At 65.5% G+C, this 24245-nt stretch carries 28 protein-coding genes; 16 read left to right on the plus strand and 12 right to left on the minus strand.

The genetic code is table 11. The features are described from left to right. Entirely contained in the window at window positions 1–156 is a 156-nt protein-coding gene (locus AABQ55_RS21180) for a hypothetical protein (protein ID WP_244768316.1), read from the minus strand. Between the two features lie 152 nt (window positions 157–308). On the opposite strand from AABQ55_RS21180, the gene AABQ55_RS21185 reads away from it, so the two are divergent. The 3 genes from AABQ55_RS21185 (at window position 309) to rcdA (ending at window position 2671) form a co-directional block, all read left to right on the plus strand. After that, the gene (locus AABQ55_RS21185) at window positions 309–1586 is read left to right on the plus strand and encodes an MFS transporter (RefSeq protein WP_272806455.1); all 1278 of its coding nucleotides are present in this window, start codon (window positions 309–311) and stop codon (window positions 1584–1586) included. Then, on the plus strand, window positions 1583–1771 hold the full coding sequence (locus AABQ55_RS21190) for a DUF1192 domain-containing protein (RefSeq protein WP_064331139.1): 189 nt from the start codon (window positions 1583–1585) through the stop codon (window positions 1769–1771). Before AABQ55_RS21185 ends, AABQ55_RS21190 begins: the two co-directional genes overlap by 4 nt. A 381-nt stretch (window positions 1772–2152) precedes the next feature. Beyond that, window positions 2153–2671, plus strand: coding sequence for a protease adaptor protein RcdA (gene rcdA, locus AABQ55_RS21195; RefSeq protein WP_272806456.1), 519 nt, complete (start codon window positions 2153–2155; stop codon window positions 2669–2671). A 300-nt stretch (window positions 2672–2971) separates the two neighbouring features. Here rcdA and rpmE read toward each other — a convergent pair whose 3' ends face one another. Then, on the minus strand, window positions 2972–3193 hold the full coding sequence (gene rpmE, locus AABQ55_RS21200; protein ID WP_023516320.1) for a 50S ribosomal protein L31: 222 nt from the start codon (window positions 3191–3193) through the stop codon (window positions 2972–2974). 190 nt (window positions 3194–3383) lie between these two features. On the opposite strand from rpmE, the gene AABQ55_RS21205 reads away from it, so the two are divergent. Together AABQ55_RS21205 and AABQ55_RS21210 are read left to right on the plus strand one after the other, a co-directional pair. Continuing rightward, window positions 3384–5207: an ABC transporter transmembrane domain-containing protein gene (locus tag AABQ55_RS21205; RefSeq protein ID WP_272806457.1), complete on the plus strand. Its 1824-nt coding sequence runs from the start codon at window positions 3384–3386 to the stop codon at window positions 5205–5207. Between the two features lie 76 nt (window positions 5208–5283). Further along, the gene (locus AABQ55_RS21210; RefSeq protein WP_272806458.1) at window positions 5284–6276 is read left to right on the plus strand and encodes a Bug family tripartite tricarboxylate transporter substrate binding protein; all 993 of its coding nucleotides are present in this window, start codon (window positions 5284–5286) and stop codon (window positions 6274–6276) included. 1 nt (window position 6277) lies between these two features. On the opposite strand, the gene AABQ55_RS21215 is transcribed toward AABQ55_RS21210, so the two are convergent. From AABQ55_RS21215 to AABQ55_RS21235, 5 genes are all read right to left on the minus strand, one after another. Continuing rightward, on the minus strand, window positions 6278–7309 hold the full coding sequence (locus AABQ55_RS21215; RefSeq protein WP_272806459.1) for a peptidoglycan -binding protein: 1032 nt from the start codon (window positions 7307–7309) through the stop codon (window positions 6278–6280). Window positions 7310–7311: 2 nt separating this feature from the next. After that, window positions 7312–8391, minus strand: a complete 1080-nt coding sequence (locus AABQ55_RS21220) for a MotA/TolQ/ExbB proton channel family protein (protein WP_272806460.1) — start codon at window positions 8389–8391, stop codon at window positions 7312–7314. A gap of 109 nt (window positions 8392–8500) precedes the next feature. Next, window positions 8501–9301 (minus strand): inositol monophosphatase family protein, encoded by an 801-nt coding sequence (locus AABQ55_RS21225; RefSeq protein WP_272806461.1) that lies wholly within the window; start codon window positions 9299–9301, stop codon window positions 8501–8503. 180 nt (window positions 9302–9481) lie between these two features. After that, window positions 9482–10627 (minus strand): tetratricopeptide repeat protein, encoded by a 1146-nt coding sequence (locus AABQ55_RS21230; RefSeq protein WP_272806462.1) that lies wholly within the window; start codon window positions 10625–10627, stop codon window positions 9482–9484. Between the two features lie 9 nt (window positions 10628–10636). Further along, on the minus strand, window positions 10637–11290 hold the full coding sequence (locus tag AABQ55_RS21235) for a thiamine phosphate synthase (protein WP_272806463.1): 654 nt from the start codon (window positions 11288–11290) through the stop codon (window positions 10637–10639). 89 nt (window positions 11291–11379) lie between these two features. Between AABQ55_RS21235 and AABQ55_RS21240 the strand changes: the two genes are divergently transcribed. Both AABQ55_RS21240 and AABQ55_RS21245 read left to right on the plus strand, forming a co-directional pair. After that, window positions 11380–12150 carry a sulfite exporter TauE/SafE family protein gene (locus tag AABQ55_RS21240; protein WP_272806464.1) on the plus strand — a complete coding sequence of 257 codons (771 nt, stop codon included), beginning with the start codon at window positions 11380–11382 and terminating at the stop codon, window positions 12148–12150. Window positions 12151–12218: 68 nt separating this feature from the next. After that, window positions 12219–12479, plus strand: a complete 261-nt coding sequence (locus AABQ55_RS21245; RefSeq protein ID WP_272806465.1) for an ArsR/SmtB family transcription factor — start codon at window positions 12219–12221, stop codon at window positions 12477–12479. A gap of 188 nt (window positions 12480–12667) precedes the next feature. Here the strand turns inward: AABQ55_RS21245 and AABQ55_RS21250 are convergent, their stop codons facing one another. Continuing rightward, window positions 12668–12841, minus strand: a complete 174-nt coding sequence (locus tag AABQ55_RS21250) for a YdcH family protein (protein ID WP_064496056.1) — start codon at window positions 12839–12841, stop codon at window positions 12668–12670. 218 nt (window positions 12842–13059) lie between these two features. Here AABQ55_RS21250 and AABQ55_RS21255 point away from each other — a divergent pair, with 218 nt between their 5' ends. From AABQ55_RS21255 to AABQ55_RS21280, 6 genes are all read left to right on the plus strand, one after another. After that, window positions 13060–13263, plus strand: coding sequence for a YdcH family protein (locus tag AABQ55_RS21255; protein WP_244768304.1), 204 nt, complete (start codon window positions 13060–13062; stop codon window positions 13261–13263). A 52-nt stretch (window positions 13264–13315) separates the two neighbouring features. After that, window positions 13316–13783: a 5-(carboxyamino)imidazole ribonucleotide mutase gene (gene purE, locus AABQ55_RS21260; RefSeq protein WP_272807512.1), complete on the plus strand. Its 468-nt coding sequence runs from the start codon at window positions 13316–13318 to the stop codon at window positions 13781–13783. Continuing rightward, on the plus strand, window positions 13780–14838 hold the full coding sequence (locus AABQ55_RS21265; protein ID WP_272806466.1) for a 5-(carboxyamino)imidazole ribonucleotide synthase: 1059 nt from the start codon (window positions 13780–13782) through the stop codon (window positions 14836–14838). The genes purE and AABQ55_RS21265 overlap by 4 nt, the downstream gene beginning before the upstream one ends. Window positions 14839–15007: 169 nt before the next feature. Next, on the plus strand, window positions 15008–15133 hold the full coding sequence (gene ykgO / locus AABQ55_RS21270) for a type B 50S ribosomal protein L36 (protein ID WP_024271182.1): 126 nt from the start codon (window positions 15008–15010) through the stop codon (window positions 15131–15133). Between the two features lie 91 nt (window positions 15134–15224). After that, window positions 15225–15833 carry a hypothetical protein gene (locus tag AABQ55_RS21275; RefSeq protein WP_443021124.1) on the plus strand — a complete coding sequence of 203 codons (609 nt, stop codon included), beginning with the start codon at window positions 15225–15227 and terminating at the stop codon, window positions 15831–15833. Between the two features lie 78 nt (window positions 15834–15911). Next, window positions 15912–16919: an alpha/beta fold hydrolase gene (locus AABQ55_RS21280; protein WP_272807514.1), complete on the plus strand. Its 1008-nt coding sequence runs from the start codon at window positions 15912–15914 to the stop codon at window positions 16917–16919. Window positions 16920–16921: 2 nt separating this feature from the next. Here AABQ55_RS21280 and pyk read toward each other — a convergent pair whose 3' ends face one another. Together pyk and AABQ55_RS21290 are read right to left on the minus strand one after the other, a co-directional pair. Continuing rightward, entirely contained in the window at window positions 16922–18361 is a 1440-nt protein-coding gene (pyk, locus tag AABQ55_RS21285; RefSeq protein WP_272806467.1) for a pyruvate kinase, read from the minus strand. Continuing rightward, complete coding sequence (locus AABQ55_RS21290; protein ID WP_306414950.1) at window positions 18361–18750, minus strand: DUF1036 domain-containing protein; 390 nt, start codon at window positions 18748–18750, stop codon at window positions 18361–18363. Before AABQ55_RS21290 ends, pyk begins: the two co-directional genes overlap by 1 nt. 384 nt (window positions 18751–19134) lie before the next feature. On the opposite strand from AABQ55_RS21290, the gene AABQ55_RS21295 reads away from it, so the two are divergent. The 3 genes from AABQ55_RS21295 to AABQ55_RS21305 all read left to right on the plus strand — a co-directional run bounded on the left by AABQ55_RS21295 (window position 19135) and on the right by AABQ55_RS21305 (window position 20601). After that, window positions 19135–19923 (plus strand): N-formylglutamate amidohydrolase, encoded by a 789-nt coding sequence (locus AABQ55_RS21295; RefSeq protein ID WP_272806469.1) that lies wholly within the window; start codon window positions 19135–19137, stop codon window positions 19921–19923. Window positions 19924–19933: 10 nt separating this feature from the next. Then, window positions 19934–20239, plus strand: a complete 306-nt coding sequence (locus AABQ55_RS21300; RefSeq protein WP_272806470.1) for a DUF1244 domain-containing protein — start codon at window positions 19934–19936, stop codon at window positions 20237–20239. 98 nt (window positions 20240–20337) lie between these two features. Further along, on the plus strand, window positions 20338–20601 hold the full coding sequence (locus AABQ55_RS21305) for a DUF2312 domain-containing protein (RefSeq protein ID WP_064331154.1): 264 nt from the start codon (window positions 20338–20340) through the stop codon (window positions 20599–20601). Window positions 20602–20727: 126 nt separating this feature from the next. Here AABQ55_RS21305 and AABQ55_RS21310 read toward each other — a convergent pair whose 3' ends face one another. Next, window positions 20728–22521 (minus strand): DUF882 domain-containing protein, encoded by a 1794-nt coding sequence (locus tag AABQ55_RS21310; RefSeq protein WP_443021126.1) that lies wholly within the window; start codon window positions 22519–22521, stop codon window positions 20728–20730. A gap of 175 nt (window positions 22522–22696) precedes the next feature. Then, on the minus strand, window positions 22697–24226 hold the full coding sequence (locus AABQ55_RS21315; RefSeq protein ID WP_272806471.1) for a sigma-54-dependent transcriptional regulator: 1530 nt from the start codon (window positions 24224–24226) through the stop codon (window positions 22697–22699). Window positions 24227–24245 lie beyond the last annotated feature (19 nt).

Below are 24245 nucleotides of genomic sequence, written 5' to 3' on the forward strand. Positions count from 1 at the left end.
TTACGGCCGGATCAGCACGGTCAGCATCATCAAGGCAATGGCGACGACGGCGATCTTCCAGAAATCCGCGCGCCGTCTCAACCCCGGCAGGCCGAGGGGCCGGACGAGATGCAGCAGCATGACGGCGAGAAGCAGGGCGGGCAGGATTTTCGACATGGCGGCCTTTCTCCGCCCTTCCTGTCACACCTCAGACACTTTTCCAAGCGATCAGCGTGGCGCCTGAAAATCGCTCGCCCGCGCGCTTTGCATCTGGCAATCGGTGGCAGGTACGCTATTCCTTACCCATTGGCGAAACTCACGAAAACCTCATGCGTAAAAACCTCATTTCCGTCTTCGCGCTTCTCATGGGCACGTTGTTCCTCTTCCTCGGGAACGGCCTGCACGGCCTGCTCCTGCCCATGCGCGGCGCCTTCGAAGGTTATGAGACGACGATGCTCGGCCTGCTCGGCACGTCCTGGGCATCCGGTTTCGTTCTAGGCTGCCTTCTGGCGCCCACCGTGGTCAAGCGCATCGGCCATGTGCGCGCCTTTTCCGGCTTCGCCTCGCTGATCGCCATCATCGCGCTGCTCACCGGCATGCTGGTCGATCCGGTCTGGTGGATCGCGCTGCGCGCCGTCACCGGCTTCTCGATCGCCGGCACCTCGATGATCATCGAAAGCTGGCTGAACGAGCGCGCCACCAATGAAAGCCGCGGGCTGATCTTCTCACTCTACATCGCCATCACCCTCGTCGGCACCGTCGGCGGCCAGATGACCGTGGCGCTGGGCGACGTCACGACGCCGATGCTCTTCATGTTCGCCGGCATCCTCTATTGCCTCGCCATGCTGCCGACAACGCTCTCCACCGCCGCCTCGCCGCAGCCGCTGAAGCAGGTCAGGCTCGACATCCCCGCCCTCTACCGCACCTCGCCGGTCGCGAGCGTCGGCATCGTGCTGATCGGCATCGCCAATGGCGCCTTCGGCACGCTCGGCGCGGTCTTCGGCGCCAATGCCGGCCTCACCTCCAGCACGATCGCCATCATGATGAGCGTCGCCATCTTCGCCGGCGCCGTCATGCAGCTGCCCGCCGGCCGTCTGTCCGACCGGGTCGACCGGCGCATCGTGCTCGCGGCCCTCTCGGCCATTGCCGCGGCGGCGGGCCTGTCGCTCTTCGTCTTCCAGCCGGCCTCCGTCATCGTGCTTCTGGTGCTGACGGCCCTCTACGGCGCAATGGCGAACGCGCTCTACCCGATCGCCGTCTCGCACGCCAACGACTTCGCCAGCCCCGAGGACTTCGTCAAGGTCTCCGGCGGCCTCCTGCTGCTCTACGGCGTCGGCACGATCATCGGCCCGACGCTCGGCGGCCCGATCATGTCCGCGGTCGGCCCCTATGCGCTCTTCATGGTCACCTGCTGTGCGCATATCCTCATCACCGTCTACGCCATCTTCCGCAGCCGCCGCCGCGCCGCGCTGCCGGCCGAGATGCGCGAGACCTACACGACCCTCAACCCCGGCACGCTCACCACGCCGGAAAGCCTACAGCTTTCGCCGCGCGCCCTCGCCCAGCCGCAGGCCGCCGACGAGCAACAGGAGGAGCGCCCCGCATGAGCTTTTTCGAAGACGATCGCCCCGTGAAGAAGATCGCCCATGAGATCGGCAGCGACCTCTCGCTGCTTTCCGTCGACGAGCTTGCCGCCCGAATCGACCTCCTGCGCGCGGAAATCGAACGGCTGGAGGCGGAGAAGCTGAAGAAGGGCGCGAGCCGCTCGGCGGCGGAAAACCTGTTCCGCTGAACCTGTGCCGGATTGCCGCAGCCTTGCCGAAAAGGCACAGGCACGAGCAAACCACCAATAAAGTTAACCGGCCATTAAGCCTTCCCTGTTATTACTTGTGCATCCGGTCCTTCCGGATTCAGACATTTTCACCCCCCGGGGTTTCGGTCTGATTTTTCTCCCTGTTTTACCTTGAGAGCCGCTTCCCGCGGCTCTTTTTTTGCTCGCCGCCGCCCCACGCACGGCCTGTCCCGAAAGAATTGTGGAGATTAACCCTTTCTTAAGAATACCCTTGCGCGAATTGGGTTATGGGATCATCCTCACGACACAGACCGGCCGATTGGAACACCGCAGGCCGACCTTCCGTTACCTGCATGTGATGCGTTCAACAGGGATGAAACCATGTCCGAAAGAGGATTGAATACCGTCAGCTTCGCTGGCCACGTTGCGGCGTCGGCGCAATTCAAGTCCCTGTACGCCGAGGGCATGGGTCTGGTCGAGGAGACCGCGAGCTATCTGGACGGCGTCGGCCGCCAGGCCTCCAAGGTGCTGCCCCGCATGGCCTCGGTGCTCTATGCGGCCGAATCGATGCGCCTCACCACCCGCCTGATGCAGATGGCCTCCTGGCTGCTCCTGCAGCGCGCCGTCAACAATGGCGAGATGAGCCGAGACCAGGTGCTTTCGGAAAAGAACAAGGTCCGCCTCGACAGCTTCAACGTCGACAAGACCGCGCCCGGCTGGAACGACCTGCCGGAAGCCTTCCGCGACCTCATCGAACGCTCGCTGCGCCTGCAGAACCGCATCGCCCTGCTCGACCGCGAGATCTATCGCCCGCAGGACGTCCAGACCTTCGCGCCCGACAACCAGAACAGCGTCCAGGCCCAGATCAACCTGTTGCAGACGGCCTTCGGCAGCAACTGAGCAGCCGCAAGCGCATCACACGAGACAACCCGGCTTCGGCCGGGTTTTTTGTTTGCAACGGAGGCCCGCCCCTCATCCCCCTGCCGGGACCTTCTCCCCGCAGGCGGGGAGAAGGGGGTGTCGCGCCGGTTTCCCTGCCTCTGCAGGTAAGCGATTGTGGGAAAACGGCACGCCAGCCTTCCTCGCCCCGCTTGCGGGGAGAGGATGCCGGCAGGCAGGTGAGGGGCGATCATCCCGCGCCGTAAGCAACAAAAAACCCGGCCGAAGCCGGGTTTCTCAAACTCTTCCGAAGCAGGCGGATTAGAGGCCGAGGCCTTCGAAGCGCTTCTTGAACTTGGAGACGCGGCCGCCGCGGTCCATGAGCTGCTGGTTGCCGCCGGTCCAGGCCGGATGGGACTTCGGGTCGATTTCGAGGTTCATCGTCGCGCCTTCCGAACCCCAGGTCGAACGGGTTTCGTACTCGGTGCCGTCGGTCATCACGACCTTGATGGTGTGGTATGCGGGATGAATATCAGCCTTCATGACAACTTTCCTGCCTGTTCCGGGGGCCAATTGTCGCAATGGATTGCGACAGCGGGGCCAAAGACGTAAATGAAGCCGCGGTCGGTCGGACCTACGGCTTCCCAATTCGATGGCGAGCCTATACAGGAAGGCCGTCCGGATAACAAGAGCCGAAAGACAATTCGTGCCTGAAGGCGCTGGAAACGGGGGTATGGTGTCCACAGACAGAGAGAAGGGCGCGCAGGAAAAATCGGCGCGCCGCAACATTCGTCCGCTGGGCAGGCTTGCTCCCTATATCAGTCGCTATCGCGGCCTCGTCGCCGGGGCGCTGGCAGCGCTCGTCATGGCCGCCGTCACCACGCTCGCCCTGCCGCTCGCCGTGCGCCGCATGATCGACCACGGCTTTTCCGGCGCCGATGCGGGTTTCATCAACACCTACTTCACGATGCTGTTCGCGCTGGCCGGCCTGCTCGCGCTGGCGAGCGCCATGCGCTACTACTTCGTCATCACGCTCGGAGAGCGCATCGTGGCAGACCTGCGCCGCGACGTCTTTTCCCATGTGACGAAGCTCTCGCCCGCCTTCTTCGACGTCAACCAGTCCGGCGAGATCGTCTCGCGGCTGACGGCCGATACGACGCAGATCAAGTCCGCCGTCGGCGCCACCGCCTCCGTCGCGCTGCGCAACCTCATCCTCTGTCTCGGCGCCATCGCCATGATGGTCTATACCAGCCCGAAGCTCTCCAGCCTCGTCATCGCCGCCATTCCCATCATCGTCTTCCCGCTCGTCGCCTTCGGCCGCTCGGTGCGCCGCCGCTCGCGCGAGGCGCAGGACACGCTGGCGGCCGCCTCCGCCTATGCTGGCGAGGCGATCGGCGCCACGCGCACGCTGCAGGCCTTCAATGCGGAAGACGCCGCCCGCGCCCGCTTCTTCGGCGCGGTCGAGCAGGCCTATGGCGCCGCACGCTCCGCCATTCGCGCCCGCTCGCTGCTGACCGGCTTTGCCATTGCCATGATCTTCGGCTCGGTCGTCGCCGTGCTCTGGTTCGGCGCCCGCGACGTGCTGTCGGGCACGCTTTCGGCCGGCACGCTCGGCCAGTTCCTGCTCTATGCGGTCTTTGCCGCCGGCAGCCTCGGCGCGCTGTCGGAAGTCTGGGGCGAGCTTTCGCAGGCCGCCGGTGCAGCCGAGCGCCTGACCGAGCTCCTGGAAGAGCCGCCGGCGATCACCGCGCCCGCGAACCCCGTGGCCCTGCCGCTGCCCGCGCGCGGTGACCTGACCTTCAATGATGTGCATTTCGCCTACCCTGCCCGTCCCGGCTATCGCAGTATCAACGGCCTGACCTTTGCGGTGAAGCACGGCGAGACCGTTGCCATCGTCGGCCCTTCCGGCGCCGGCAAAAGCACGATCCTCTCGCTGGTGCTGCGCTTCTATGATCCCGATGCCGGCACCGTGCTTCTCGACGGCGTCGATCTTCGTGCAGCCGATCCGCACGAGCTGCGCCGCCGCATCGCGCTCGTGCCGCAGGACGTCACCATCTTCGCAGCGACCATCCGCGACAACATCGCCTTCGGCATGTCCGGCGTCAGCGACGAGGCCGTGCGGGCCGCCGCAAGGGCGGCGCAGGCGGAAGAGTTCATCGAACGGCTCGATAGGGGCTATGACACCATGGTCGGCGAACGCGGCGTCACGCTGTCGGGCGGCCAGCGTCAGCGCATCGCCATCGCCCGCGCCATCCTCAAGGACGCCCCGCTGCTGCTTCTCGACGAGGCGACCTCCGCCCTCGACGCGGAAAGCGAGACGCTCGTCCAGAAGGCCCTCGACGGCCAGATGGGCAAGCGCACGACGATCGTCATCGCCCACCGTCTCGCCACCGTGCTGAAGGCCGACCGCATCCTGGTCATGGAGGCAGGCCGCATCGTCGAGGAAGGCACCCACCAGTCGCTCATCCGGCAGGACGGGCTCTACGCCCGCCTCGCGCGCCTGCAGTTCGATCATGGCGGCCAGGCCTTCCTTGGAGAGGACCGCGCCGTCGGCTGAACGCCGGCTCTTGCCTGACGGGCCGGGCGCCCTATCCTGAGGGGGCGGACTTCACGTCACCTCGGGAGGAAACAACGTGACATTTTCGACGCTCACCCGCCGGACCCTCGTGGCCCTCGGCACCACCGTGCTCGCATCTCTGGCACTCGGCCTGCCCGCCAGCGCCCAGCAATTCCCCGACCGGACGATCACGCTCGTCGTGCCTTTCGCCGCCGGCGGCTCGACGGATGTCGTCGCGCGCATCATCGCGCAGAAGATGGGCGATATCCTCGGCCAGCAGATCGTCGTGGAAAATGTCGGCGGCGCGGGCGGCAGCCTCGGCGCCGACCGCGTGGCACGCGCCGAGCCGGACGGCTACACGATCCTGATGGCGACCGTCGCGACACACGCCCTGAACCCGCTGATCCTCAAGACCAAGCCCTACGATGCGGAGAAGGACTTCGCGCCGGTCTCGCTGCTCGTCATCGTGCCGAACGTGCTGGTGGTGAACCCCGAATTGCCGGCAAAGACCGTCGAGGAACTGCTGGCGCTGCTGAAGGCCGATCCGGACGGCTACAGCTATGCCTCCTCCGGCAACGGCACGCCGCTGCACCTCTCCGGCGAGCTCTTCAAGTCGATGGCGGGCGTCAGCATGCAGCACGTGCCCTACAAGGGCTCCGGCCCGGCGCTGAACGACGTGATCGGCAACCAGATCCCGATCATGTTCGACAACCTGCCCTCCTCCTCCGGCCACATCAAGGCCGGCACGCTGCGCGCGCTCGCCGTCACCACGAAGGAGCGTGCAGCCTCCTTCCCGGATGTGCCGACGGTCGCCGAATCGGGCATTCCCGGCTACGAGACCTACACGTGGAACGCGCTCTTCGCCCCGGCCGGCACGCCGGGCGAGGTCGTCGCGAAGCTGAACGAGGCGGCGAATGCGGCGCTGAAGGACCCCGCCGTCGCCGAACGCATGAAGGAGTTCAGCGCCACCATCGTCGGCTCGACGCCGGAGGAGCTGGGCAAGCACGTCACGGAAGAGCTTGCCAAATGGAAGCCGGTGGTCGAGGGCGCCAACATCCAGATGGACTGAGTTATCTTTCGGTGAGTTTCAGCTCGATGCGGCGGTTGGTTGCCCGCGCCGCATCGTCGCTGCCTTCCGTGATCGGCTGGAACTCGCCGAAACCCGCCGCGACCAGCCGGTTGGCCGGCACGCCCCTGGAGATCAGGAACTTGACGACCGACGTCGCGCGGGCGGAGGAAAGCTCCCAGTTGTCGCGGTAGCGGCCCGTGCCGGAAAGCGGCACGTTGTCCGTATGGCCGTCGACGCGCAGCACCCAGTTGATCTCGGAGGGAATCTCCCGCGCGAGATCGAGCAGCGCAGTGGCGAGCTTGCCCATCTCCGCCTGCCCCGCCTCGTTCAGATCGCTGCCGCCCGAGGGGAAGAGCACCTCCGACTGGAAGACGAAACGGTCGCCGACGATGCGGATGTTTTCCCGGTCGGAAAGAATCTCGCGCAGGCGCCCGAAGAAGTCGGAGCGGTACCGGTTGAGCTCCTGCACACGCTGCGCCAGCGCAACATTGAGGCGGCGGCCGAGATCGGCGATCTTCGCCTGCGAGGACTGGTCCTTGGCCTCGGAAGCCTGCAGCGCCTCCTCGACGGCGGCGATCTGGCTGCGCAGCGCCGCGATCTGCTGGTTGAGCAGCTCGATCTGGCTCATGGCCCGCGCGCTGACCTGCTTTTCCGAATCGAGCTCGCCCTCCAGCGTCGTGACGCGGGCATTGGCGGCATCCGAAGCGCCGGCGCCGCTGTCGAGCAGTTGCTGGAGGCGGGTGCGATCGCTTTCCGACTGGGCAAGCGAGGCCTGGAGATTGACGAGCGCATCCTCGAGGTCCTGCTTGCCGCTCTTTTCAAGCGCCAGGAGCTGGGTCAGCTCGTTGATCTGGCTCGTCAGCCGGTTGAGCACGTCGTCCTTGCCGGAAATCTCGCGGCTCAGGAAGAACTGCGCCAGCACGAAGACCGTGAGCAGGAACATGATGGCGAGCAGCAGCGTCGACAGCGCATCGACGAAGCCCGGCCAGTAGTCGACCGCGCGCTGGCTGCGCCGATTGCGGGCGAGCGCCATCCCTATTCGCCCCCGGCCTTTTGGGCTTTTTCCGTCGCGCGCTCAGGCAGGCGCTCGACGTTCTTCTCCCCGCTGCGGGCGGCAAGCCGGTCGAGCGTGCGGCGCAGGGCCTTCGATTCCTCCTGCTGCGCCTCGATCCAGTCGCGCAGCATCTGTTGCTCGCTGCGCATGTTCTTCACGAGGCCCTGGATGCCCTCGGCAAGGCTCGCCATGGCCGCCGTCGAACGGCCGCCGCCGCCCTCCTGCGCCAGCTTCAGGATCTGCTGGGCGAGGGCCTGCACGTCGGTGGAGGAACTGGCCGCCATGTCGACGACCGGCTGCAGTTCCGGGCCGACATCGGTGACGGAGGAGAGCCAGTTCTCCAGCTCCGTATAGAAACGGTTCTGCGCACGGCCTGCCTGCAGGTCGAGGAAGCCGAGGATCAGCGAACCGGACAGGCCGAAGAGCGAGGTGGAGAAGGCGGTGCCCATGCCGTCTAGCGGCGCGGAAAGGCCTTCCTTCAGGGCGTTGAGAATGTCATTCGCGGTGCCGCCGCCAGCATCGAGCGACTGGATGACCTGGCTGATCGAGCCGATTGTGCCGAGAAGGCCCCAGAAGGTACCGAGAAGGCCGAGGAAGACGAGAAGGCCGATGAGGTAGCGGGACGTATCGCGCGATTCGTCGAGGCGGGTCGCGATGGAATCGAGGATCGAGCGCAGCGCGGTGGCCGAGAGCGCCACGGAGTGCCGCCGGCCGATCAGCGCGCGCATCGGCGCGAGCAGCACGGGATCGCGCCCGACCTTCTCGGCGCTGCCGGCGGCGCGGAAGGAATTGAACCAGCGCACTTCCGGCCTCAGCGCCAGCACATGGTTGAAGACCAGGAGGATGCCGATCAGCAGCACGCCGAGGATGAGGCCGTTGAGGCCCGGATTGCTGAGGAAGGCCGATTGCGCCTGGCGGAAGAGGATGGCGGCCACGAAGCCGACGATGATGAGGAAGATCACCATCGTCCAGAAGAAGGCCATGGGGCTTGAGAGTTTGTGCGGATAATCCTCCGCAGTCCCGGGCGACCCTCCCCAGCCCGACAGCCCAAGCTTCGCCATATCGTCGTCTCTCCGCTTCCTCGTCGGGCGGGAGACTAGAGGAAGATTGCGCCGAATTGAAGGGCTTAGCGGCAACAGCGGCGCGGAATGCGCCGCCCATTTCCGGGTCTTAGCGCGTCGGCACCGGACGGTGCACGACTTCGCTGAGCGCCTTGTGGATATATTCGTTGCCGGCGACGACCGTGCCGGTGTCGAGCATGGCACTGCCGCCGGCAAGGTCGGTTGCGTAGCCGCCCGCCTCGCGAATCAGGAGAATGCCGGCCGCCAGGTCCCACGGCGCGAGGTCGCGCTCCCAGAAACCGTCGAAACGACCGGCGGCGACATAGGCGAGATCGAGCGAGGCCGAGCCGAGGCGGCGCATGCCGGCGACTTCGCCCATCACATGGCGCAGCTCGATGAGGAACTTGCCATGGTTGCCGCGGCCGAGATGCGGGACGCCGCAGCCGATGACGGCATCCGACAGGTTCTTGCGGGCCGCCACGCGCAGGCGCCGGTCATTGAGGAAGGCACCGCCGCCGCGTTCGGCGGTGAACAGCTCGTCCGTCGCCGGGTTCAGCACGACGGCGGCGACGATCTCGCCGTTCCGCTCCAGCGCGATGGAGATCGCAAAACAGGGAATGCCGTGCAGGAAGTTGGTCGTGCCGTCGAGCGGATCGACGATCCAGCGGTGTGCGCCGTCGGTGCCGATGATCTCGTCGGATTCCTCGCCGAGGAAGCCGTAGGTCGGACGGGCCTTCATCAGATCCTCGCGGATCAGCTTTTCCGCCTTGCGGTCGGCCTGCGAAACGTAGTCGCCCGGGCCCTTCAGCGAGACCTGCAGGTTCTGCACCTCGCCGAAATCGCGCGCGAGCGACTTGCCGGCCTTGAAGGCGGCCTGAACCATGACGTTGAGAAGAGCTGAACGAGCCATGTAGCAAAAATCCTTCGGGAGTGTCCGGCGCTTCGGAACGGCAGAGCCGCGGCGCGAAACGCGCCGGGTCCGGAATATGCGGCCTCAAAACCACAAATCCCCCGAAGTTTCAAGCCTCAGGCCCCTGCGTCGGCTGCAATGCAGGGCCCCCGATGCTGCAAAGGGTAAACGGGGGCGGCCTCAGGAGCCTGAGCGATACTTGTTGGCCGCGTCGATCGCCGCCTTCTGCTGCGCGTCGCTGAGGCCGAGATAGAAGTCTTCGAGCGAGGGATCGTTGAGCCCGGCGCGACGGGCGAGAACGAACCATTTGGCCGCCTCGACCGGATCGGGCCGGGTGCCGATGGCGTGGATGTAGAGCTGGGCGAGCTTGCTCTGGGCCACGGCATTGCCGCCGCCGGCCGCCCGCTTCAGCCAATTGAAGCCGGCCTCGTAGTCACGCTCGCCGCCCGTGCCGTTGACCAGCCACATGCCGAGGTCGAGCTGGGCCGTGTCGAAGCCGGCGCGTGCGGCACGCAGCAGCCATTCCCTGGCGCGCCTCGTCTTCTCCTCCGGCAGGCCCTTCAGGCTGACATAGATCTGCGAGACGGCATATTGCGCATCCGCAATGCCCTGTTCGGCGGATTTCTCGTAGTAGGGCAGCGCCGCGCGCAGGCCCTTCTCCCCCGGGGAATCGGCCACAAGAACCTGCGCGTAATTGAACTGCGCGGAGGCATTGCCGAGATCGGCCGATTTCTTCATCAGCTCGTCGGCCTTGGCGCGGTCCTCCTTCGAGCGCGAGCGCTCCATCAGCAGGATCGCATATTTGAACATGCCGGTAGGATCGCCGCCATTGGCGGCCTGCTCGTACCAGAACATGGCCTGCTCGCGGTTCCGCTTGACGCCGAGGCCGCGGTCGAGGACTTCGGCCACCAGCGTCTGCGCGGCCGGGTCGCCAAGCTGCGCACGCGGCAGGGCCAGCTCCATCGCCGTCAGGTAGCGGCCACGCTGGAAGGCGCCATAGGCCTCGTCGATCTTGCCGGTGAAGGGCTTTTCCTCCGGCAGCGCCGGCAGGTCGGCGCCCATACGGTCGAGCACGGAAAGGCCGGTCGACGGACCGTCGGCAGGCTTGTCTTTTTCCGCGTCCGTTTTCGTGGCGGACTGGTCGTCGGCGATAGCGGGCTCGATCTCGCCCGCCGGGTCCGCGGTGGCGTTTGCCGCACTGCCCGCCGTCACGGACGGTCCCTTCTTCGCCGTTTCCGCCGAGGCGGGCACGGCAACGAGGACGCCCGCGGCGAGAAGCGCCACCGGCACGATACGGCAAGCTTGGATGAGAACGGCCCTGATCATGAGCGCCTACTATTGCTCAAACCGTGGCGCTTTTTCGTCAAGAAGAGCATTGACGGCCGCCACCACGTGCGGGGCCTGCGCCGGATCGGCGAAGACCGCCCTGTCGAGGGCCACGAACTCCGCGCCGGTCTCGGCCGCGGCCAATGCGGAGTGCGGATCCGTGCCGCCGAGCACGATGCAGGGAATCTCCACCATCGAGGCCCACCATTCGGCAAGCGCGAGGTTCTTCGGATGCGCCTCCGGCTTGATGTCGCCGCCGATCTTGCCGAAGAAGATATAGTCCGGCTGCACCTCGCCGATCTCCAGCGCCCTGTGCCGGTCCGTCGCGTTGCCGCCGCCGACGATGAGCTTCGGCGTGAACTTCTCGATCGTTTCGCCGAGCTCTTCGAGTCCCCCGGCGACATGGATGCCGTCGGCCTTCGCCCGGCCGGCAACGCGGGTATCGCCCGCAACGAGCGCCGCGGCGCCCGCCTGCTGGACGATCGGCACCAGGGTTTCGGCGTGTTTCTGGAACTGGCCGTCGTCCAGCCCGTATTGCGGCAGGATCACCGAGGCGACATCACCGCCCTTCAGCGCGCCTTCCAGCATCGCGGCGCGGGCGGAAAGGTCCTCGCCCTCGGGCAGGATCAGCACCAGGCGGCAGCGGGTTTCGGCATCGGACATGGATGAACTTCCTTAGAATACGGCACTCGGGCTCGTCATAACAGATCAAAGCGGATAGACGGAAGGACGAACAGGATCAATCGCCCTCCATGTCCATCGACCCCGCCATCTACTATGCCGCCGTCCCCGCTGTCCTCCTGGTCGGCCTGACGAAGGGCGGCATGGGCGAGGCGCTGGCCCTGATGGGCGTGCCGCTGCTTGCCATGGCCGTTCCTCCGGTGCAAGCCGCCGCCATCCTGCTGCCCATCCTCGTGGTGATGGATTGCGTCTCGCTCTGGATCTGGCGCCAGCACAACGACCGCACGCTATTGAAGATGCTGCTGCCCGGCGCCCTCATCGGCATCGCGATCGGCTGGGCGACATCGGCCTATGTGCCGCGCGATGTGCTGCGCCTTATCATCGGGCTCATCACCGTTCTCTTCGTCGCCCGCTACTTCTACAACGGCTGGCGCGCGCGTCATGGCTACATCGTGCCGCCCAAGCCGCACCGGCTGCTGCCCGCCGCCTTCCTCGGCACGCTGTCCGGCTACGGCAGCTTCGTCGCCCATGCCGGCGGCGCGCCCTTCCAGGTCTACAGCCTGCCGCTGAAGCTGCCGCCGCGCGACTATACGGGCGCGGCCGTGCGCTTCTTCGCCATCCTCAACGTCATCAAGCTCGGCCCCTATTTCGCGCTCGGCCAGCTCGACACGACGAACCTGACGATATCGGCCACGCTCGTGCCGCTCGCCATCGTGGCGACGGCCATCGGCGGTTTCATCGTCAAGCGCATGAAGCCCGCCGTCTTCTATCCCTTCATGTATGCGATGGCCCTCATCGCCGGGGCGAAGCTGGCCTATGACGGCGTGGTCGCCTTTCTCTGAACCGGGTCGGGCCCTTCGCAGCGCACAAAAAACTTGCCGCAAATGCTGCTTTGCCATAGCGTCCGCCCATGGCGCACCCGGACCCCTTCGCTGCGATTGCCGACCCCAACCGCAGGTTCCTGCTGGAGGAGCTGCGCCGGGCGCCGCGCACCGTCAACGAGCTTTCCGAAGGCCTGCCGATCAGCCGCCCGGCGGTCTCGCAGCACCTCAAGGCCCTGCTCGAATGCAATCTCGTCAGCGTGAAATCCCAAGGCACGAAACGCATCTACGCGATCAACGCGCGGGGCTTCGACCGGCTCAATCTCTGGCTCGACCAGTTCTGGTCCTGAGCCGGATGTCCCGTCCTGAGACAGAACGCCCCGGCGCGCCATCTTGGCGGCCAGGGCGTCTCGACATCTAAGGTTTTCGTGTACCGGGAGCGGTTTCGCGAAATGGGCTCCTACCCTGGTCCTCCCATACAGACCAACTGTTCCGCGACCCTCACCCCTTCCGTAACTTTGGAAAAATCCCTGTCTTTTCAGTGAGAGGAGCCGCGAAGGCGCTCGATCTCGTCCTTGATGCGCAACTTGCGACGCTTGATGTCCGCGATCGTCTGGTCCTCCGAGGACGGCTGATTCATTGCAGCGTGCAGCTCGGCTTCCAGAGCGAAGTGCTTCTTTTCGAGCGTGGCCAGATGAGCCTCAATCGTCATGTGACAGTTCCTTCCTTTTGCTTGCACCCGGTCATTCGCATGCCGGGTGGTCCAGGTTGCAACAGAACCAGTGTGCCATGTCATTTTTCATTTGTCGAAGGCGAAAACGTGGCAAGGGATAACTTCCCGTTACCAGGGGTTTCGTGGTAGGAGCAGCCTTCATACAAGCTGGAGGACCGCGGCTCGGCCGCACCGCCGACGACGGGGAAAGAAATAGCATGGCAGACCAGGAACAGGCTGAATTGCGGCTTGCCGTTGCACGGCTGCGCCAGGAGCACGAAGACTACGATGCCGCGATCAACGCCATGATCCAGATCGGCTGCGAAGCCCTCAGAATCCAGCGCATGAAGAAGAAGAAGCTGGTCCTCAAGGACAAGATCTCCAAGCTGGAAGACCAGATCATCCCCGATATCATCGCCTGAAAGCGGGAAAGACGCCTTGGACACGACAGAAACGCCCCCCGTCGCCATCATCATGGGAAGCCAGTCCGACTGGGAGACGATGAAGAACGCCGCCGATACGCTCGATGCGCTCGGCGTCGATTACGAGGCCCGCATCATTTCGGCGCACCGCACGCCCGACCGGCTGTACAGCTTTGCCCGCGGGGCGAAGACGGAGGGTTTCAAAGTCATCGTGGCCGGCGCCGGCGGCGCGGCCCACCTGCCCGGCATGGCCGCGGCGATGACGCCGCTGCCGGTCTTCGGCGTGCCGGTCCAGTCCAAGGCGCTGTCCGGCCAGGACAGCCTGCTCTCCATCGTACAGATGCCCGCCGGCATTCCCGTCGGCACGCTCGCCATCGGCAAGGCGGGCGCGGTCAATGCCGCGCTGCTCGCCGCCGCCGTGCTGGCACTGGGTGATCCGGAACTCGCCCACCGCCTCGATGAATGGCGGGAAAACCAGTCGAACGCCGTCGCAGAATATCCCGTGGACGGCCCGCTATGAGCGTCCGCACGATCGGCATCATCGGCGGCGGCCAGCTCGGCCGCATGCTGGCCATGGCGGCTGCCCGGCTGAACCTCAAGACCGTCATCCTCGAACCGCAGGCCGATTGTCCGGCCGCGCAGGTCGCCAACGCCCAGATCGTCGCGGCCTATGACGATGCGGACGCGCTTGCCGAACTTGCCCGCGTCTCAGACGTCGTCACCTACGAATTCGAGAACGTGCCGGTTTCCGCCGCCGAGGCGCTTGCCGCGGCCATCCCGGTCTATCCCCCGCCGCGCGCGCTGGAGGTCTCGCAGGACCGGCTCGTCGAAAAGCGCTTCATCCGCGACTGCGGCATCCTCACCGCCGATTTTGCCGCCGTGGACAACCAGGCCGACCTCGAAAACGCGCTCGACCGCTTCGGCGGCGTCGGTGTCCTGAAGACGCGCCGGCTCGGCTATGACGGCAAGGGCCAGCGGCTCTTCCGTTCGCCCGCGGAGGATCGCGAAGGCACCTTCGAGGCGCTCGGCGGGGTGCCGCTGATCCTCGAGAGCCTGGTGCCGTTCGAGCGGGAAATCTCCATCATCGCCGCACGCGACCGCGAGGGCACCATCGCCTGCTACGACCCGGCGGAAAACGTCCACCAGAACGGCATCCTGCACACTTCCACCCTGCCGGCCCGCGTCGGTGAGGCGACCGCCAACCAGGCCCGCAAGGCAGCCCGCGCCATCCTCGACCAGCTCGACTATGTCGGCGTCATCGGCGTCGAGTTCTTCGTGCTGCCGGATGGCGGGCTCGTCGCCAACGAGATTGCGCCGCGCGTGCACAATTCCGGCCATTGGACGGAGGCGGCCTGCGTCATCTCGCAGTTCGAGCAGCATATCCGCGCCGTCGCCGGCCATACGCTCGGCGATCCCCGCCGCCATTCGGATTGCGTGATGCAGAATCTCGTCGGCGACGACATCGAGGACGTCCCCGTCTGGCTCGCAAGGCCCGGCGTGCTCGTCCATCTCTATGGCAAGACGGAAGCCCGGCCGGGTCGGAAAATGGGGCATATCACCCAGATTCTGGACTAAGCGACGCTGGAAAACCGGTCCTTGCCGCGGAAAACCCGCCGCCAATGGTTGACAGCACAAAAGTGACAAGGTACATGCCTGCCAACCTGAAAGCGCGCCCGAAACGGCGCGTTTTTGATTGAGGAAATCCGGCGAACTCGAGTCGCCCTGCAATACGCGGATCAGAAAAATGAAGATCAAGAATTCGCTCAAGTCGCTCAAGGCTCGTCACCGCGAGAACCGCCTTGTTCGCCGTAAGGGCCGCATCTACATCATCAACAAGCAGAACCCGCGCTTCAAGGCTCGCCAGGGCTGACCAAGCGTCGCGGTCGCCTTCCCGCAAGCGGGTCGTGGTGGTCGAAAAATATTGATTTGACGTTCGGCCATGGCGGTTTACCATAACCGCCATGCGCATTTTTACGCCCGCAGCACTCTGTCTCTCCCTCGTCCTGATCGGGGCCGCCCCGGCCATTGCGCTTGCGCAGACGGTGGACAAGGCATCCGTCGATCCCGCTTCCGGCGCCTTCACGACCCCGGCCCAGCGCCTCGAAAAGCTCTTCAGCGAGCTGAAGCGCGAAGGCAATCCGGATAAGGCTCGCGGCATCGCCGACCAGATCCGCCGGGAATGGCAGGATTCGGGCAGCGCCAGCATCAACCTTCTCATCCAATGGGCCGACAAGGCCATCGCCGAGGAAAAGAACGCCGCAGCGCTCGACTACCTCGACGAAGCGATTCGCCTGAAACCCGACTATGTCGAGGGCTGGAACCGCCGGGCGACGCTGCACTTCAAGATGCGCAACTACCGCAAGTCGATGTCCGACATCAACCAGGTGCTGGCCATCGAGCCCCGGCATTTCGGCGCGCTCGCCGGCATGGCGGCGATCCTTGCCCAGTCGGGCCGGGACGAGATGGCGATGAAGGCCTGGGAGAAATTCCTCGACATCTACCCGACCGAACGGCAGGCGCAGAAGGAAATGGGCGACCTTGCGGAAAAGCTGACCGGCCAGCGCACATAGTCTCCGGCATGGCGCCGACGGCATGGATCGGCTATCTCAACGGAAACCGGATCGTCCTTGCCCTTCCCTCTCCGTTTCATGCTGCTCGCCCTCCTTACCCTTCCTCTCGCCCTCGCGCTTGCCGGCTACGCCTTCACCGTCTGGAAGGCACGGGCAATCGAGCGGCAATTCCCGAACATCGGCGAACGGATCGATGTCGGCGGCTTCAGCCTCAACAGCGTGCTGGTGCCCGCCGGCATGAATGCCGACCTGCCGCCTCTCGTCTTCATCCACGGCGCCAGCGGCAATCTGCGCGACCAGATGCATGCCTTTCGGGACAAGCTGGACGGCCGCGCCGCAATGCTCTTCCTCGACCGGCCGGGCCATGGCTACTCCGATCGCGGCGGCCCGGAGAACGGCTGGCCGGACGGGCAGGCCCGCGCCATCGCACGGCTGATGGAAAAGCGCGGGCTCGACAGGGCGATCATCGTCGGCCATTCCTTCGGCGGCGCCATCGCCGCCAGCTTCGCGCTGGAGCATCCGGAGAAGACGGCCGGCCTTCTCTTCCTGGCGCCGGCCACCCATCCCTGGCCCAGCGGTATCGACTGGTATTACGACATCGCGAAGATGCCCGTCATCGGCTGGCTCTTCACCCGCATCGTCGCACTACCCGCCGGCCTCCTGCGCATCGACCGCGGCACGCGCTTCGTCTTCGCGCCCAATCCGCGTCCCGACGGCTATGTCGCCGCGACCGCCCCTGCCCTCGTGCTGCGCCCCGACGCCTTTCGCAACAACGCCGCCGACGTCGCCAATCTCCTGGAATACGTCCGCCGCATACAGCCGCGCTACCGGCATATCCGCGCGCCGACGGTGGTCGTCACTGGCGATGCCGATGGCGTGGTCTACGAGGAAATCCATTCGCGCGGGCTGGCGCGCGACATAGCCGGATCGGAGCTCGTCTGGATCCGCAATCTCGGCCACAAGCCGGACTATGTCGTGACGGACCTTGCCGTCGAGGCACTGGAGAAGATCGCCGGGAAGGTGCGCGACCTCCAGGAATCGGCAAGGCGGGCCGAGGCCCGCCTTGCGAGGGATCATGAAGAATAGGCCTAGACGCCGCTGACGCCGTCAGCGCCGATATAGGCTATGCGCAGCATGTTCGTCGCGCCCGGCGTGCGCAGCGGCACCCCGGCCGAGATGATGATGCGGTCGCCCGGCTTGCCGAATTCTTCGGTGACGACGATGCGGCAGGCGCGGTTCACCATGTCGTCGAGGTCCTCCGCATCGCCCGTGACGACGCAGTGCAGGCCCCAGACGACCGAGAGGCGGCGCGCCGTCTCGATGACCGGCGAAAGCGCCAGGACCGGCACGTCCGGCCGCTCGCGCGCGGCGCGCAGGCCCGTCGTGCCCGACGAGGTGTAACAGACGATGGCCGACAGCTTCAGCGTCTCGGCGATCTGGCGGGCGGCCAGCGAGATGGCGTCCGCGCCCGTGGCTTCCGGCGTCGAGCGCTGGGCATAGATGATGCCCGGATAGTGCGGGTCCCGCTCGACCTTGCTGGCGATCGAGGCCATGGTGGAGACGGCTTCGACCGGATAGGCGCCCGAGGCGGATTCGGCCGACAGCATCACGGCGTCCGCGCCTTCGAAGACGGCGGTCGCGACGTCCGACACCTCGGCGCGGGTCGGCACGGGAGCGGAGATCATCGATTCCAGCATCTGCGTTGCGACGACGACCGGCTTGCCCGCGCGGCGGCAGGCGCGGATGAGCTGCTTCTGCAGGCCCGGCACGGCTTCCAGCGGCATTTCCACGCCAAGGTCTCCGCGCGCCACCATGAGGGCGTCGGAAAGCTCGATGATCTCGTCGATGCGTTCGATCGCCTGCGGCTTTTCGATCTTCGACATCAGGCCGACGCGGCCGCGCGCGACCTTGCGCACTTCGGCAAGGTCCTCCGGGCGCTGGATGAAGGAGAGCGCCACCCAGTCGACGCTGCCAGTCGCCAGCACCGCATCGAGGTCGATGCGGTCCTTCTCGGTCAGCGCGCCGACGCCGAGCAGCGTATCGGGCAGGCTGACGCCCTTGCGGTCGGAGATCTTGGTGCCTGAGACGACAGTGCAGACGATCGCCGTGCCATCGGACGATTCGGCACGCAGATGCAGCTTGCCGTCGTCGATCAGCAGGCGATGGCCGGGCTTGACGGCCTCGAGGATTTCCGGATGCGGCAGGAAGACCCGCGTGTTGTCGCCGGGCACGTCCTTGTTGTCGAGCGTGAAGGTCTGGCCGGGTTTCAGCTCTTCCGAGCCGTTGGCGAACTTGCCGACGCGCAGCTTCGGGCCCTGGAGATCGGCGAGGATGCCGATGGGTCGGCCGCAACGGGCTTCCACGGCGCGGATGCGGCTGATCAGCGTGCGCATCACGTCATGGCTGGCATGGCTCATATTGATGCGGAACAGGTCGGCCCCGGCCTCATGCAGCTTCTGGATCATCTGCTCATCGGACGATGCGGGTCCGAGCGTGGCGAGGATTTTGACTTTTCTGTTCCGTCTCATCAGTTCTGGCTTTCCTGGGTCCCTGGCGTATCTGAGAGCTGCACCATCCAGCTCCCCTGTCGGCCCGTGTCGTATTCCTTGAAGCCCATGCGCTGGAAACCGCGGGCGAAGCAGTCCTGCACGCCGGTGATCTTGAACTCGTTCTCGGCGACGCACATGTTGACGTCGCCGGTCCAGCGGCCGCCGCGGGCGGCATCTTCGGCATAGAGGTAATAATAGCGCGACTGCAGCTCGCCCTCGATCAGCGTGGCGCAGGTGGTCGCGGGAACCTGCCACCAGCCCTCGGTCATCCAGCCTTCCTTGGCGCGATAGCCGATAGCGACGCCGACGAGGTTCTGCGTGCCGTTGCACACGCGAAAATCGGCTTTCGCCGTGTCCGGCACGGACAGGGCCGCAAAGCCGGCAAAGGCGAAAAGGCCGGCCTGGGCGAGGCCGCGGGCTTTCGGGAAAAACGGGCGATGGCTCTTGGCTCTCACGGCTTCCGATGCAACTCCGTTGATTTGATCTCGCGCTTTCTTGCGACGGCGGGGCATGAATGTCAACGCAACACTACAGCGCCGCGCGTCGTTCACGACGTGCAAAAGGCGCCGTGGAATCTGAAATCGCTGCCCAACTCCGCTGCATCGTTTCAGATGCAACGGAGTTGGGCAGCGGTCGTTTACAATTTCACGGCGGGAGAAGGATTCTTTCCCGCAAGGCAGGGCTGCGAACCTTGCAGGCGCGATCGCCCCATGCGATCAGTCGGCATGAGCGATGCACATTCGGCTAAAGGCATGCAGGATCACGCCCCCTTCGAAATCATCGACGGCGATCTCGGTCTCGGACTCGTCATCCTGGCGGACCACGCCACCAATCGCCTGCCGGAACGCTACGGCCGCCTCGGCCTGCCGGAGAGCGCCTTCCAACGCCACATCGCCTACGATATCGGCGTCGAGGGCCTGGTGCGCGGCCTTCATGCCCGGCTGAACGCGCCGGTCGTCATGAGCCGCTTCTCCCGTCTCCTGATCGACCCCAACCGCGGCGAGGACGATCCGACCCTGGTGATGCGCATCTCCGACGGCGCGATCGTGCCGGGCAACCACCCGATCGCGCCCGAAGAATGGCAGTACCGGCTGGAGACCTTCCATCGCCCCTATCACGATGCCGTGTCCCGGACGATCGGCGCCGTCGCCGACAGAACCGGCAAGGCGCCGCTCGTCCTCTCCATGCATTCCTTCACGCCGGCCTGGAAGGGTGTCGCCAGGCCCTGGCAGGTGACGGTGCTGTGGGACAGCGACCCGCGCGCCGTCCGCCCGCTGCTGGCCGAGCTCGAAGCGCCCGGCGACGTCGTGGTGGGCAACAACGAACCCTATGACGGGGCGCTGCGCGGCGACACGATGTTCCGCCATTGCATGAAACCCGGCATCCCCCATGCCCTCATCGAAATCCGCCAGGACGAGATCGGCGATGCAGCGGGCATCGCCCGCTGGGTGGAACGGCTTGCGCCGATCTTCGCCCGGTTGAATGCAGACGAGACGCTGCACACCTATACCGTATTCCCCTCCCGCACGGGACCCTATTGAGGCCAAGACGATGACCGACCTGAGCAAGGAACAGCAGACCGAGTTCGAGGCGGCCGCCTTCCGGCGCCTCCTCGAGCATCTTCGCGAGCGCAGCGACGTGCAGAACATCGACCTGATGAATCTTGCCGGCTTCTGCCGCAACTGCCTGTCGAACTGGTATCGCGAGGCAGCGAACGCGGCAGGCGTGCCGCTCGACAAGGAGGCCTCCCGCGAGATCGTCTACGGCATGCCCTATGAGGAATGGCGCGCGCGCCATCAGCGCGAGGCGAGCGAGGCGCAGAAGGCGGCCTTCGAGGTGAACCGCCCGAAGGAATGAGCCTTACCCCCGTGAAAATGGCGGGACAGGCCTTGATCTTGCCGGAAGTTCGCGGCAAGTCACGGCCTTCGAATTTTATCCCATCCAAGGAGAAGACCATGTCGGATGCCCACGGCGTCGCCCGCGACCAGCTTCGCGCGTTCATCGAGCGGATCGAGCGCCTCGAGGAAGAAAAGAAAACCATCGCCGACGACATCAAGGACGTCTATGGCGAGGCCAAGGGCGTCGGCTTCGACACCAAGATCCTGCGCAAGGTCATCCAGATCCGCAAGCAGGACAAGGACGAGCGCATGGAGCAGGAGGCCATCCTCGACACCTATCTCCAGGCCCTCGGCATGGTCGAGCTGCCGCCGGACGCGTGATGCGCTTCCCTCGCTTTCGTCATGCTCGGGTCAAGCCCGAGGATGACGACGGAGGGGAGGCAAGGTCAGAAGACAAAAAACCCGCCGGATCACTCCGGCGGGTTTTTTTAGGAATGAACCCAAATCTCAGTTCTCGGCGCTCTGGAACTTGCGCACTTCCATGAAGTTGACGGCGGTTCCGCTGAAGCGGCCGGCATCGACCGACGCATGCCCCTCCGGCTGGAAGCCGGCCATGTAGACGGTCGTCGGCGCGGCGCGCAGCGTGCGGCTGACGAAGCGCGGCGCCTTGACGGGCTTCGAGAGCGTCGCGACACGGCCCTGGGTCAACGCCCATTGCGAGATGATCTTCTGCGTCAGCTTCGGCTCGGTGCGGATGGCACCGCGGCTCGCCGCATCGGCATCCTTCTTCTTCGGGCGCCCGCCCTTGGAGGTCGACTCTTCCGTCGGCTTGCCGTCGAAGGCATCGAGCCCCGCCAGCGAACGCGTGCCGCCGGCATTGGTGGAGACGAGCGCCGCCATCTCGACCGGATTGCCGACAGTGCCGTCCGTCGTCGGATCGGCAAGCGCGGCAAGGCCGGTGCGGTCCGCAGCCGTCGGCAGCGCGACGTCGGCTTCCGCAGCGGCCATCAGCGCGGTCTGCGTCTGGTCAAGCGAGACCTCGGGGCGCAGGCCCGGCACCGGAACCATGGCCAGTTCTTCAGCATCCTCGACGGCCGCTTCGGCCGTCATGACCGCGCCCGGCTCCGCATCGCCGGGTTCGGTGCGTGCACCGAGCAGGACGGGAAGCGGAATCTTGTAGGCAGCAAGATCCTCGAATTCAGGCTTCTGCTCCTCGGCCGTCGCCGCTTCGAGCGCTGCGACCGCACCGCTCGTCGTCGGCGCGACAAGGGCAAGCTCGCTCGTCTCGGCAGCCTTGAAGGCAGGGCGGCTGCCCGGCACCGGCGCGGTGAAGGCAAGTTCCGTCTCGGCTTCCGCGACGACCGGCTTCTTCTCTTCGGCAACCTTCGCCTTCGCGCCTGCGCCCGAACCGCCTTCATCGAAGTTGTCGGCGATGGTGGCGCTGCTGGCGATCATTTCGGGTTCTTCATCCTCGTCGCCGCCGCCGCCGAAGAGGGCCGCGAGGAACCCGCCCTTGCGCTTGGACGCCGCCGGGGTGGAGCCGCCACCGGCCACCTGGATCGTGTCTGCGCCGACCCGGCGCTTGTAGTCGGCAACCGCCTGCTGGTAGCCCGGCAGCGGCTTGCCGTCGGTCGGAACGTGCATGGTCTTGCCGTCAGGGAAGAGGCGGGCGAGTTCCTGCCGGCTCATGCGCGGCCAGGCGCGCACGCTGCCGACGTCGAGATGCACGAAGGGCGAACCGGAGGTCGGATAATAGCCGACGCCGCCGACCTGGAATTTCATGGCGGTGGCGCGCAGCGTCGCGAGCTTGACGCCCGGAATGTAGAAGTCCATCGCCTTGCCGAGCATGTGCTGGCTCTTCTTGGCGACACCCTTGGAGCGCGAGCGCAGCATGCCGTTCGTCGCCGGCGAGCGATAGGCGGAAACGACGTTGATGTAGCCCTTGGCGCCGACCTTCTGGTAGACTTCCCATACGAGGTCGAGGAGCCGCGGATCCATCTTCGTCGGCTCGTTGCGGCGCCAGTCGCGCAGGAACTGGTTGATCTGCTTCAGGCCGCGCGCATCATAGCGCCCGTTGCGCTTGAAGGTGATCTCGGCCTTTTCCTTGGTGTGGATGAAATAGAGCTTCAGCGTGCGATTGCCGCTCTCGGCCTGGACCGTCGCGGGAATGGCCGTGGGCAGGATGAGGGCGGCAGACAGCACAGCCGTGGTCAAAGCCTTGGGCAGCTTTTGCAACACTGTCTTGCAGAGGCTGCCCAGGGATGCCCCGGGGCGCTTCATCGATGCGAACAAATTTGCCAACTCTTTCCCCGTCCGAAGGACAACGAACGTCCGTTATCCCAGATGACTGCCAATTGCGGTGAGAGCATGGCAAATACGCCACACTCGTCGTCGCGCACCCGTTATAGTGAACAATCCACTAACAGGGAATAAACGGCAATCGAGAAATCGCAAGTGGCCGGGATTCCAAGGGTTTTTACGCAGCTTCTTTCAACGGGTCGTCCGGGTCGATGCCATAATCCTTCAGTTTGCGATAAAGAGTCGAGCGGCCGATGCCCAATTTGCGGGCAACTTGGCTCATCTGGCCATGATAAAATTTCAAGGCGAAGCGGATCAGCTCCTCTTCCACATCGGCCAGCTTGCGCACATGGCCGCCCTTGTCGACGCTGGCGATGGCGTTTTCCGGGGTTGGATCGGCGACTGATTCGCTCGGGCGGAAATCCGGATAGACGCTCGGCAGGCGGCTTTCCGCGGCCGGTTCCGGGGTGCGGACGCTCGCCGCCTCCCAGGTGACGGCGCCGTCCTCGGCAAGGCCATAGCCCGGCACCTGCGCGGCGATCTGCGGGAAATCGGCGGCGGTGAGTTCCGCCCCCTCCGAAAGCACCACGGCGCGGAAGATGGCGTTTTCGAGCTGGCGGATGTTGCCCGGCCAGTCATAGGCCGTCAGCAACGCCATCGCCCCGGCGGAAACGCCAAGCGGGCGGGCGAGTTTCTGCTCGCCGGCAAAACGCTGCACGAAAGCGCGCACCAGAACCGGGATATCCTCCTTGCGCTTGCGCAGCGCCGGGATCGTCACCGGGAAGACGTTGAGGCGATAATAAAGATCCTCGCGGAAGCGGCCCTCGCGCACCTCGTTGATGAGGTCGCGATTGGTCGCCGAAATGAGGCGGACGTTCACCTTCTGGGGGAACCGCGCGCCAATGGTCTCGATCTCGCCCTGTTGCACCGCGCGCAACAATTTCACCTGCACGTCGAGCGGCAGGTCGCCGATTTCGTCGAGGAACAGCGTGCCGCCGTCGGCCTCCATGAATTTGCCGGTATGGCGCTCCGTCGCGCCGGTGAAGGCGCCCTTCTCGTGGCCGAACAGGATGCTTTCGACGAGATTGTGCGGGATCGCCCCGCAATTGACGGTGACGAAGGGTTTCTGCGCCCGGTCGCTCGCCGCCTGGATGGCGCGCGCGACCATTTCCTTGCCGACGCCCGATTCGCCTTCCAGCACCACCGGAATGTTCGACTGGGCAGCGCGGCGGCCAAGCTCGATGACGCGCAGCATTTCCGGGCTCGCCGAAACGATGTCGTCGAAATGCACGGCCTCGCTGCGGTGGCGGCGCCCGCCCCGGCCGCGGCCTTCCCGCTGGTCCATCTTCAGCGCATTGCCGACGGCGACGTTGAGGCGTTCCGGCGAGACCGGTTTCACCACGAAATCGAAGGCGCCGGCGCGCATCGCCATGACGACCGTCTCGATGCCGCCCTGACCCGTCTGCACGATGACGGGAATGGTGTTCTCCCGCTCGGCGAGCGCATCGAGGAAGGCCGAGCCGTTCATTTCCGGCATCATCAGGTCGAGCAGGATCACATTGATCAGGCCGCCCTTGCGATCGAGCAGATCGAGGCCCGCACGGCCGTTTTCCGCCATATGGGCGACATGGCCGGAGCGCTCGATCATGTTCTTCAACAGCCTGCGCTGGACAGGATCGTCGTCGATGACAAGAATATGGGCCGTCACTGGAACCTCCTTGCCTGAA

Origin of the sequence: Shinella sp. WSD5-1 (genome assembly GCF_963942435.1) — a bacterium.
Classification (GTDB): Bacteria; Pseudomonadota; Alphaproteobacteria; order Rhizobiales; family Rhizobiaceae; genus Shinella; species Shinella yambaruensis.

What these genes read in the sequence shown, in the direction of transcription:
- AABQ55_RS21180 (WP_244768316.1), bottom strand. Translation starts at nt 156, where the DNA reads ATGTCGAAAATCCTGCCCGCCCTGCTTCTCGCCGTCATGCTGCTGCAT.
- AABQ55_RS21185 (WP_272806455.1), top strand. Translation starts at nt 309, where the DNA reads ATGCGTAAAAACCTCATTTCCGTCTTCGCGCTTCTCATGGGCACGTTG.
- AABQ55_RS21190 (WP_064331139.1), top strand. Translation starts at nt 1,583, where the DNA reads ATGAGCTTTTTCGAAGACGATCGCCCCGTGAAGAAGATCGCCCATGAG.
- rcdA (WP_272806456.1), top strand. Translation starts at nt 2,153, where the DNA reads ATGTCCGAAAGAGGATTGAATACCGTCAGCTTCGCTGGCCACGTTGCG.
- rpmE (WP_023516320.1), bottom strand. Translation starts at nt 3,193, where the DNA reads ATGAAGGCTGATATTCATCCCGCATACCACACCATCAAGGTCGTGATG.
- AABQ55_RS21205 (WP_272806457.1), top strand. Translation starts at nt 3,384, where the DNA reads ATGGTGTCCACAGACAGAGAGAAGGGCGCGCAGGAAAAATCGGCGCGC.
- AABQ55_RS21215 (WP_272806459.1), bottom strand. Translation starts at nt 7,309, where the DNA reads ATGGCGCTCGCCCGCAATCGGCGCAGCCAGCGCGCGGTCGACTACTGG.
- AABQ55_RS21220 (WP_272806460.1), bottom strand. Translation starts at nt 8,391, where the DNA reads ATGGCGAAGCTTGGGCTGTCGGGCTGGGGAGGGTCGCCCGGGACTGCG.
- AABQ55_RS21225 (WP_272806461.1), bottom strand. Translation starts at nt 9,301, where the DNA reads ATGGCTCGTTCAGCTCTTCTCAACGTCATGGTTCAGGCCGCCTTCAAG.
- AABQ55_RS21230 (WP_272806462.1), bottom strand. Translation starts at nt 10,627, where the DNA reads ATGATCAGGGCCGTTCTCATCCAAGCTTGCCGTATCGTGCCGGTGGCG.
- AABQ55_RS21235 (WP_272806463.1), bottom strand. Translation starts at nt 11,290, where the DNA reads ATGTCCGATGCCGAAACCCGCTGCCGCCTGGTGCTGATCCTGCCCGAG.
- AABQ55_RS21240 (WP_272806464.1), top strand. Translation starts at nt 11,380, where the DNA reads ATGTCCATCGACCCCGCCATCTACTATGCCGCCGTCCCCGCTGTCCTC.
- AABQ55_RS21245 (WP_272806465.1), top strand. Translation starts at nt 12,219, where the DNA reads ATGGCGCACCCGGACCCCTTCGCTGCGATTGCCGACCCCAACCGCAGG.
- AABQ55_RS21250 (WP_064496056.1), bottom strand. Translation starts at nt 12,841, where the DNA reads ATGACGATTGAGGCTCATCTGGCCACGCTCGAAAAGAAGCACTTCGCT.
- AABQ55_RS21255 (WP_244768304.1), top strand. Translation starts at nt 13,060, where the DNA reads ATGGCAGACCAGGAACAGGCTGAATTGCGGCTTGCCGTTGCACGGCTG.
- purE (WP_272807512.1), top strand. Translation starts at nt 13,316, where the DNA reads ATGGGAAGCCAGTCCGACTGGGAGACGATGAAGAACGCCGCCGATACG.
- AABQ55_RS21265 (WP_272806466.1), top strand. Translation starts at nt 13,780, where the DNA reads ATGAGCGTCCGCACGATCGGCATCATCGGCGGCGGCCAGCTCGGCCGC.
- ykgO (WP_024271182.1), top strand. Translation starts at nt 15,008, where the DNA reads ATGAAGATCAAGAATTCGCTCAAGTCGCTCAAGGCTCGTCACCGCGAG.
- AABQ55_RS21275 (WP_443021124.1), top strand. Translation starts at nt 15,225, where the DNA reads ATGCGCATTTTTACGCCCGCAGCACTCTGTCTCTCCCTCGTCCTGATC.
- AABQ55_RS21280 (WP_272807514.1), top strand. Translation starts at nt 15,912, where the DNA reads ATGCTGCTCGCCCTCCTTACCCTTCCTCTCGCCCTCGCGCTTGCCGGC.
- pyk (WP_272806467.1), bottom strand. Translation starts at nt 18,361, where the DNA reads ATGAGACGGAACAGAAAAGTCAAAATCCTCGCCACGCTCGGACCCGCA.
- AABQ55_RS21295 (WP_272806469.1), top strand. Translation starts at nt 19,135, where the DNA reads ATGCAGGATCACGCCCCCTTCGAAATCATCGACGGCGATCTCGGTCTC.
- AABQ55_RS21300 (WP_272806470.1), top strand. Translation starts at nt 19,934, where the DNA reads ATGACCGACCTGAGCAAGGAACAGCAGACCGAGTTCGAGGCGGCCGCC.
- AABQ55_RS21305 (WP_064331154.1), top strand. Translation starts at nt 20,338, where the DNA reads ATGTCGGATGCCCACGGCGTCGCCCGCGACCAGCTTCGCGCGTTCATC.